This window comes from Streptomyces bohaiensis (assembly GCF_012033785.1).
Taxonomy (GTDB): Bacteria; Actinomycetota; Actinomycetes; order Streptomycetales; family Streptomycetaceae; genus Streptomyces; species Streptomyces bohaiensis.
In genome coordinates this window covers 43,770-51,945 of sequence record NZ_JAAVJC010000008.1, presented here as the reverse complement: position 1 = coordinate 51,945, position 8,176 = coordinate 43,770, and the positions used below count along the sequence as shown (strand labels likewise).

At 71.2% G+C, this 8,176-nt stretch carries 7 protein-coding genes and 2 pseudogenes; 5 read left to right on the top strand and 4 right to left on the bottom strand.

What is annotated here, in order from left to right; translation table 11 throughout:
- Positions 1-83 precede the first annotated feature (83 nt).
- Entirely contained in the window at positions 84-1,250 is a 1,167-nt protein-coding gene (locus HCN52_RS02440; RefSeq protein WP_168086656.1) for a S1 family peptidase, read from the bottom strand.
- A gap of 443 nt (positions 1,251-1,693) precedes the next feature.
- On the opposite strand from HCN52_RS02440, the pseudogene HCN52_RS25135 reads away from it, so the two are divergent.
- Positions 1,694-1,898 (top strand): annotated as a pseudogene (locus tag HCN52_RS25135) (IS110 family transposase); the annotation flags it as partial.
- On the top strand, positions 1,881-2,384 hold the full coding sequence (locus tag HCN52_RS26325; RefSeq protein ID WP_376767078.1) for a Tn3 family transposase: 504 nt from the start codon (positions 1,881-1,883) through the stop codon (positions 2,382-2,384). The pseudogene HCN52_RS25135 and the gene HCN52_RS26325, both read left to right, overlap by 18 nt.
- Here HCN52_RS26325 and HCN52_RS02430 read toward each other — a convergent pair.
- Together HCN52_RS02430 and HCN52_RS02425 are read right to left on the bottom strand one after the other, a co-directional pair.
- Positions 2,314-3,210: a Vgb family protein gene (locus HCN52_RS02430; protein ID WP_312876495.1), complete on the bottom strand. Its 897-nt coding sequence runs from the start codon at positions 3,208-3,210 to the stop codon at positions 2,314-2,316. The genes HCN52_RS26325 and HCN52_RS02430 overlap by 71 nt on opposite strands.
- Before the next feature lie 29 nt (positions 3,211-3,239).
- Positions 3,240-3,767 (bottom strand): annotated as a pseudogene (locus tag HCN52_RS02425) (alpha/beta fold hydrolase); the annotation flags it as partial.
- 569 nt (positions 3,768-4,336) lie between these two features.
- On the opposite strand from HCN52_RS02425, the gene HCN52_RS02420 reads away from it, so the two are divergent.
- Entirely contained in the window at positions 4,337-5,572 is a 1,236-nt protein-coding gene (locus HCN52_RS02420) for a M1 family aminopeptidase (RefSeq protein ID WP_168086655.1), read from the top strand.
- 16 nt (positions 5,573-5,588) lie between these two features.
- Here the strand turns inward: HCN52_RS02420 and HCN52_RS26320 are convergent, their stop codons facing one another.
- Entirely contained in the window at positions 5,589-5,990 is a 402-nt protein-coding gene (locus HCN52_RS26320) for a transposase (RefSeq protein ID WP_168086654.1), read from the bottom strand.
- A gap of 654 nt (positions 5,991-6,644) precedes the next feature.
- Here HCN52_RS26320 and HCN52_RS02410 point away from each other — a divergent pair.
- Both HCN52_RS02410 and HCN52_RS02405 read left to right on the top strand, forming a co-directional pair.
- Positions 6,645-7,355 (top strand): TetR/AcrR family transcriptional regulator, encoded by a 711-nt coding sequence (locus HCN52_RS02410; RefSeq protein WP_168086653.1) that lies wholly within the window; start codon positions 6,645-6,647, stop codon positions 7,353-7,355.
- Positions 7,352-8,134 (top strand): SDR family NAD(P)-dependent oxidoreductase, encoded by a 783-nt coding sequence (locus HCN52_RS02405; RefSeq protein ID WP_168086652.1) that lies wholly within the window; start codon positions 7,352-7,354, stop codon positions 8,132-8,134. The genes HCN52_RS02410 and HCN52_RS02405 overlap by 4 nt, the downstream gene beginning before the upstream one ends.
- Positions 8,135-8,176 lie beyond the last annotated feature (42 nt).

Sequence of the window (8,176 nt, the reverse complement as noted above, 5' to 3'; positions counted from 1 at the left end):
GCCCCGGTCCCCCGCGCGGGGGGCCGGGCCGGCGCGGTCTCGGCACCGCACACGCCCGGGGGCGGGCGGGGTGCCGAGGTGGGTCACACGGTGTGCAGCGTCAGGTTGTAGCGCTGGAGGATCGGGTTGATCGGCTGGAAGACGGTCATGCTGGAGGAGCCGCAGCTGCCGCTGCCGCCGGAGTGCACGCCCTGCGCCTGGTCGCCGGCGATGACGGAGCCGCCGGAGTCACCGCCCGCGCTGCAGGCGTTGGTGAACGACATGCCGTTGGCGACCTGGCCGCTGGAGTACTGGACGGTCTGGTTGACCGCCGTCAGCGTGCCGCAGCGCCAGCCGGTGGTGGACCCGGAGCGGCAGATCGAGGAGCCGACGGGGACGGCGTTGGAGCCGCGGACCAGCCGGTCGGAGATGGAGCCCCAGCCGAGGACGACCGGCTCGGTCCACCAGCCGCTGCCGACGTTCACCCAGGCCATGTCGCTGCCGGGCCAGACGCGGCCCTGGACGTGGCCGATGTGGGTGTTGTCCCAGCCGCGGACGGCGTTGCCGGTGGTGCCGCAGTGCCCGGCGGTGACGAAGCCGCCGCGGACCGAGAAGCCTATGGAGCAGCGGGAGTTGCCGACGTAGAACGGGTCGCCCCCGACAATGCCCGCCGCGTCGGTGGTGATGGGCTCGGCGAGGGTGGAGACGGAGACCGGTCCGGTCGCACCGGCCGCGGTCAGGAACTCCTGGACGGCGGGGTCGTCGGCGTTCTCCTCGACGACCTGGACCACGACCTGGTTGGTGGCGATGTCGACGCCCCAGCCGGCAACCCCGGTCGGGGCCTCGTCGGTCAGCGCGTCGATCTCCGCCTTGACCGCGTCGAGTTCCTCGGCGGTGTGCGCGACGATCTCGGTGGTGGCACCGGTGCGCTCCACCGCCGCGACGACGTCGGCATCGGTGACGGCGACGGTCAGCCCACCCGACTCCGGGTCGAACCAGCTGCCGGCGAAGGTGTCCCCGGCCGCCTTCTCCGCGAGCGGGGCCATCTCGGTGGCGTCCGCTTCCTGGGCGAGACGCGTCAGCGCCTGGTCCTCGGTCAGGCCGAGGTCGGTCTGCATGGCGGCCAGGAGGCCGGGGGACGCGGCGTCCTCCGCCGCCGCAGCGGTGGTGGAGGTGCCGAGGGTGGCCAGACCGGCGGCAAGGAGCAGCGTGGAGAGGCCGGCGCCGACCGAACGGCGCGTCAGCCTGGCACGTGAGGTGCTGCGAGACATGGGGAGTGCCCTTCTTTTGTTCCCTCAGTGGGGTGGAACAGCGAAGGCCGGGAGCGCTCTCGAACCCGGTGGGAGCGTAGGAGTCGTGAAGGTCCCGCGTCCAGTGCATGGAGTTCCGGAACTCGCGCTGCGACGGCGCCAGGTGGCCGAAAACGGCGCGCACGGAGCGTGCGCGGGGGCCGGGTGGGGTCGGCAGGCCGGGCGCACCCGTCGCCGGTACGGGGCCGGGACGGCGGGACGACGGCGGCGATGAGCGGTTTCCGGTCGCCGTTCGTTCGGCCCCCATGATCTTTCCGGTGGCCCCGCAACGGGGCATGACCCGGGGGTGGTGTCACCGGGCCGAAAGGCGCCGACCAACGGCTGCTCGGAGGCATGACCGCTGACTCTTCACAGGTCGGGAGGTTCTTCGTCGTGTGAAAGTGGCGATCGGCGCCGTGGGCGAGGCCGGGCAGAAGGCGTTCGACAAGCCCCTGCCCGACGCCGAGCCCAAGCTCCGCGCGCTGTCCGCGAAACTCCGGACCAAGCACGGGACACTGCTGGTCGTTCGACCAGCCGGCTTCGATCGGAGCCCCGACGCTTGCGGTTGCGAGGGACATGAGCTGCCCCGGCGCCCACCTGCCAGGCCTGACGATGCGACGGATCGCCGAGCCGGAGATGATCGCCGGCTTCGACGACCATCTGACAGGTGAGGTCACCCGGTTCGCCCGCAGCGTCGAGTTGTGGGGCCAGGGCTCGATCGCGTTCGCCTCCGACTCCACCCATGTGCGCGCCTTCGGCCAGAACCTGTTCACCGAGTGGCACTCGCGCTACGGCGGCCGCAAGGTGCTCGTCCACTGGCACGTGGAGAAGGAGTCGCCGGCCATCCACTCCCCGCTGATCAACTGCACCGCCTCGACCTCACCGCGGCGACCGTTCCCAACCCTCGGACCCAGACGGGCAGCGCCTTGCGCTCCACCGTGGAGAGAGCATGAACCTGCGCAGGCACAGCACGTAGCGAGCCGCGCCGCGTCTGGCGTGACGCGAGACCGACACATGGCTGAACCGGGCGGTTCTCCGTCCCGAGCTACGGTTCCAACCGCGCGACCCCTCCCGTCTCAAGCGCCACCCACAGAGCGCCGTCGGACCCTATGGTGATGCCGTGGGGCTCGGACGACGGTGACGGCAGGCTGTACTCGGTGATCTCGCCGCTATCGGTGATGTGGCCAATGCGGTTGGCTCCCCATTCGGTGAACCAGCACTCCCCGGTGGACGCCGCGACGATGGCGTGGGGTTTGGCCGTGCGGTCAGGGAGCGGGAACTCCTTGATCCCGCCATCCACCGAGATCCTGCCGATCTGACCCGCTGCGATCTCGACGAACCACAGGGCGGCGCCGTCACTCGTGATGCCCACGGGCGCAGCGCCGGGGGTGGGAAGTGGGTGGACCACGATGTCCCCGTGGACAGTGATGCGTCCGATTGCGTTCGCCTGGTTGAGGGTGAACCACAGGGCCTCATCAGGGCCTGCGGTGATTGCCGCGGGAAAGGCGCCCGCATGGGGAAGGACGAACTCGGTGATCTCTCCCTTGCAGGTGATGCGGCCGATACGGTCGGTGTTCATCTCCGTGAACCACACCGCACCGTCCGGGCCGGCAGTGATACCGAAGGGTCCGCTGCCCGGCGTCGGTACGGGGAAGGACTCCGATTCACCGTCGGCTGTGACCCGGCCGATCCGGTGGTCCTGGGATCGGGTGAACCACAATGCTCCGTCGGGCCCGGGAGTAATGACCGTAGGGCGACACTCAGACGAGTCCAACGGGTATGCGCTGAGTTCGCCATCGAGGGTGAGACGCGCGATGCGACCACTGTGCGCGAAGGTGAGCCATAGCGCACCATCAGGTCCGGTCGCGATGCCGTAAGGCCCGGCACCCTTGTCCGCCACGGAGATCTCCCTGGCAGCCGGCAGGGCATCAGAATGGTGCACAGCAGCTCCTTGTAGTGGTGGGGTGAGGATCACTCGACGTTCCCGACCGATGCCGCAGCTCGGTCTCGCACCAGACAGCGAATGATCGCAGCGAGGTCAGCAGGCCGGGGCATGGGGACGCTGTGGTTCGAGCTGATGTCGATCAGCCGTCGGCAGCCAGGGGGCGGCATCGACGACGGCACGCGCTTCGTCGCGCCGCGAGGCGTGAATACCATCTCGGCCAGCACGATCGTCATCGGACAGGTGAGGCGGTCGTACACGTCGACGGCTGGGAAGACTTCCGCCTCGGGCTCCACAGCAGTGACAGTCACGACTTCCTCGATAGCCGGCCGCCGTACCCACCAGTGGCCGCGGCGCGTGACGGAGCGCCGCGTAACGTCTTCGACAAGTCCGGGCCGTGCTCCCGCGTTGAGCCGGTCCCCTCCGGCCTCCCGCACGCACTGCTCGACACAGGCACGCATCTGGTCGTCGTTGGCCTCCCAGCCGTAGCGGAGCATGGTCTGCAAGCGGTCCGCCGCCTCGGTAGCCCGCGCAGCAGCATGCCGCCGGGCCGAGGAGATCTTCGAGAGGAACACCCGACTGCCGGCCAACCCGCTCGCCTCTCCCGACAACATCGAGGACCTGGACGGCTGGACACTCCACCGGCTACGCCACAGCGCCCCGGCACACGAGTTCCAGGGCGGCACCTCCACCTCCATGCTGCTACCCCGCTCCCGCCACGCCTCCGTCCGCTCCCCGGGGGCACCGTGGGCCCCGGCCGAGGGTGCGCCCACCCGCTGCCCCGTCCTGGTCCCCGCTGGGTACTTCGGCCGGCCGCCGCGAGACCTCTCCATGCCGGTCGAGGGCCCCTCGGCGAGGGGGCCGGCGCCCGTGATGGGACCACGGACGGCAGCTGTCCGGAATTCTCGTCCCCTCGGCTCCGACTCGTCGTTAGCGTGGCTGTTTCCTGCCAGTCCAGCAGGGGCCGTGGAGTCGCCGACCGTCGATGAAGGACCCCCTGATGAAGCACAAACCTGCGCGCCGTATCAGCGCCGGCGTTGCCCTGCCCCTCGCTCTGCTTCTCGCGGTTCCGCAGGCAGCTGCTGAACCCCGGACCACAGCGGTCTCCCTCCCGTACGACGTGAGCATGTACGAGATAGACATCGTCTACGCGCCCGAGTCCGGGGTGCTGCGAGGCGAGACGATCATCACGGCGACTGCGGGCAGTGCTCTGGACACGGTGGACCTGGCGCTGCAGGTGCCCGCGACGGAGGTCGCGGTCGACGGCGACGGCATCACTTCGTTCGGGCAGAGTGACGGCGTCCTGAGCATCGCCCTGGCGCGACCGATCGCCGCCGGCGACGAGTTCGTCATGGAGATCGCGTACGAAGGGCTACCGGGTGAGATCCCCGCCTGGGTACCGACGACGGACGGCGGGTCGGTGACAGTGACCAACGGCGCTACCGGCACCTGGTTCCCCGTGCACAACGTGCCGCGCGACCGGGCCGACCTGACGGTGACAGCCGAAGTGCCCGCGGACTGGACCGTCGTCTCCAACGGCACGGGGAGCCGGATCGCGGGCACCGAGAACTCCTCGGTCTTCCAGTGGCGGACGTCGCACGAGCTGTCACCGCAGAGCGCGGTGCTCGGGATGGGGCCATGGGAGACGGAGGACGATCGGCTGAGCGACGGCACCCCCGTGACCAACGTGTACGGCGCGGGTCAGAAGGAGGCCATGAAGCCCCTGGCCGATCAGGCTCCACGCATGCTCGACTTCCTGGCGGAGAGGTTCGGGCCCTATCCGTTCGACACTTTCGGCGGGATCTACGTGGAGGCGCTCAGCGAGGACACCCCGTTCTACGCACCCCAGGGGCGGGTCATCCTCCCCGCCCCTGCCTGGGCGGACGAGAGCGTGCTCCTGCACGAGCTGTCCCACCAGTGGTTCGGAGTCTCCGTCACCGGCGACGGGCCGGCGAGCGGCTGCGTCGGCGAGTGCTTCGCCGTCTACGCGGAGTGGATGTGGGCGGAGGCCGATGCGGGGGTCGACCTCGACGACCGCTACCGCGAAGGCATCCGTCAGCATCAGGACGATCCGCAGTGGTGGCGGGAGACCATCGAGTCCGGGGCATCGATGTACACGAAGTCCCCATTCATGATGCATGCGTTGTCGCACCACATCGGCGAGGACGCCTTCCTCGGCCTTTTGAAGCGCTGGCCTTCGGAGAACGCACACAGCGTCCGCACCTGGGACGAGTTCGAGGCGATGGCGAGCGAGGAAGCCGGCCAGGACCTGGCGGGCTTCTTCGACGCATGGGTCCGCGGAAGCGAGGTACCAGCGGCCGAGTACCTCTGGCCCGGGCCCCTGTCACACCGAGCCCGCTAGGTTCTGTCGTCACATGTCAGGCCCCCATCAGGAGTGATGCGAGGGCGCCGGCCGCCTCGCAGGGCTCGGCGGTCTTGTCGTACCGGGTCGCGATGCCACGCCACCGCTTCAGGCGCTCGAAGCGCCGGTCCACGGTTTCGCGGTCGAAGACCGACGGGCGGCCTCCGCGCCTGCCTCGTCGGGCCGGGTTGCGGACCTGGTCGGCCTGCTCAGGAATCCTGTGTGCGATGCCCTTGCGGCGGAGCCAGGTTCGGATCGCCTTCGAGCTGTAGCTCTTGTCGCCCGGACGTGATCGTGTCGGACTCGTGGGTGCCCCTGACCGGTCCGAGGTACCCGGATCGCCTCCATCACGGCGGTGAACCGGGTGCAGTCCTTGGCGTTGCCGCCCGTCACGGGCCGGATCAGGTCTGCTGGCCAAGCCGCCTCGGGACCCCGGCGCGCCCCGGCCGCCACCAGGACGGTTCCGTTGGGGCGCCGTTGGAGCGCCGACAGGCGCCGGTGGCCCCGGTCGGGCATCGCGGGTGGCCCTGGTCCCACCAACACCACTGGATGACCTCCAGCAGCGTGGAGAGAATCGCAGGCCACCGCCTGCCGCCGCGGTGCGGGCCGGAGCCGGCCGTCAGGCAGCAGCCCGGACAGCGGCCCGCCGGCAGGCGCGTCCGTGGCGTTCCAGGGGTGTCGTCACCCCGGCGCCCACGCTGCACCATCGGGCGTGCGGTGCCCGAGGCAGCGAGCACCGCACGCCCGAGGGAGCCGAATGCGCACCTACCCGACACGGGGCAGGAGCGCATTCGGCGAGTGGACGGTCCCTGGGTCAGCTGTCGTGGGCGCCGTCGGAGATCTCGATGAGGAGGTCCGAGCCGTTAGTGGTGATGTGAGGCGCGTGCGGCGATGAGTGTGCGGGGCCGCCCCGTGTTCGCCAGGCCCCGCAGCGGGTGGCGCCCCGACGGGGCACCACCCGCCGGAAAGGGCAGTGGGCCGGCGCAGCTCGTGGGCGACCGACGGCCGCCACGATGCTGTCCCGGAGAGACACATGTCCCACTGAGACACCACTGGGTGTACCGTCGGTCGTATGACGGCACAGAGCGACGTTCCGACGATCCCCGCCCCCCGGGAGGACGGCAGGCGACGCAAGGCGCGCCGGACCCGGGAGGCGCTGGCAGCCGCCGCCCTGGAGCTCATGGTGCGCGACGGCCCGGAGGCGGTGACGGTCGCGGCCGTCGCCGAGCGCGCCGATGTCACCCGTCGGACCTTCAGCCGCCATTTCGCCGGCACGGCGGAGGCCGCGCTGGACTTCGTGCGTGAGGACGGCCGCCGGATCAACGCGCTCCTGCGGGAGCGGCCCGCGGCCGAACCCGCGTTGGCGGCCTACCGCGCCGCTGTCGTCGCGTGGCTCGGCGATGTCGACACCCCCGCCTCCCACCACCGCCCGGAGATCCGCGTCCTGCTGGCCCGCGTGGACGGCGACCCCGGGCTGTTCGCCGCCTACCAGCGCATCCGGGTGGACGCACAGGAGGAGTCCGTCGCCATCGTCGCCGAGCGCCTCACCGCCGACCCGGCCACCGATCCCCGCCCCGCCGTGGTGGTCGACACCGCCGCCGGCGTCCTGACGGCCGCGCTGCGACTCTGGGCGCGGCAGACGCCCCATGGCGAGCACCCCGCGGCCGTGGCCCAGCTGACCGCTCTGGTGGAGCGGTCCTACGACGCCCTCGTCGCCGAGGCGGCCCTCGCCGCCGCGACGCCGGGGACCCCGCACCCCCCAGCAGAGAGAGTCACGCCATGAGCGCCACCGCCCCCCTTCCCGACTACACCACCGAGTTCGCCGGGCTGCCGGCACTGGTCACCGGCGCCGCGTCGGGCATCGGTCTGGCGACCGCCCGCCGCCTCGCTGCCGGGGGCGCCCCGGTCGTCGTCGCCGACTACGACGCCGACGGCGCGACACGGGCCACCGCCGAACTGCGGGGCGAAGGAGGGGAGGCCGCCGCCGTCACCATGGACGTCACCGACCCGGAGTCGGTGCGCCGTGCGGTGGCGTTCGTCGCCGACACCTACGGCGGACTGCGGCTGGCCGTCAACAACGCCGGGGTCGGCGGGCCGGTGACACCGACCGGCGCGTACGACATCGACGCCTACAACCGGGTGATCCGCACCAACCTCGACGGGGTGTTCCACTGCCTCCGTCACGAACTCCCGGCGATCGAGGCCGGCGGAGCCGGCGGGGCGATCGTCAACGTCGCCTCCATCCTCGGCAGCGTGGCCTCGGCGGGATCCGTCGCGTACGTGGCCGCCAAGCACGGCGTGGTCGGGCTGACCCGCACCGCCGCCGCCGAGTACGCGGCGAAGAACATCCGCGTCAACGTCGTCGGCCCCGGTTTCATCGAGACCCCGCTGCTGCGGGAGATGGACCGCGACCAGTACGAGGGTCTGGTGGGGCTGCACCCCGCCGGCCGGCTCGGCACCCCGGAGGAGGTCGCCGAGGTGATCGCGTTCATGCTCTCGCCGCGCGCCTCCTTCGTGCACGGCAGCTACCACATGGTGGACGGCGGCTACACAGCCGTGTGACGGCACGCTCCGCGCGGGCGGGGGCGCACCGGATCGGGCCCC

What these genes read in the sequence shown, in the direction of transcription:
- HCN52_RS02440 (WP_168086656.1), bottom strand. Translation starts at nt 1,250, where the DNA reads ATGTCTCGCAGCACCTCACGTGCCAGGCTGACGCGCCGTTCGGTCGGC.
- HCN52_RS26325 (WP_376767078.1), top strand. Translation starts at nt 1,881, where the DNA reads ATGCGACGGATCGCCGAGCCGGAGATGATCGCCGGCTTCGACGACCAT.
- HCN52_RS02420 (WP_168086655.1), top strand. Translation starts at nt 4,337, where the DNA reads ATGTACGAGATAGACATCGTCTACGCGCCCGAGTCCGGGGTGCTGCGA.
- HCN52_RS02410 (WP_168086653.1), top strand. Translation starts at nt 6,645, where the DNA reads ATGACGGCACAGAGCGACGTTCCGACGATCCCCGCCCCCCGGGAGGAC.
- HCN52_RS02405 (WP_168086652.1), top strand. Translation starts at nt 7,352, where the DNA reads ATGAGCGCCACCGCCCCCCTTCCCGACTACACCACCGAGTTCGCCGGG.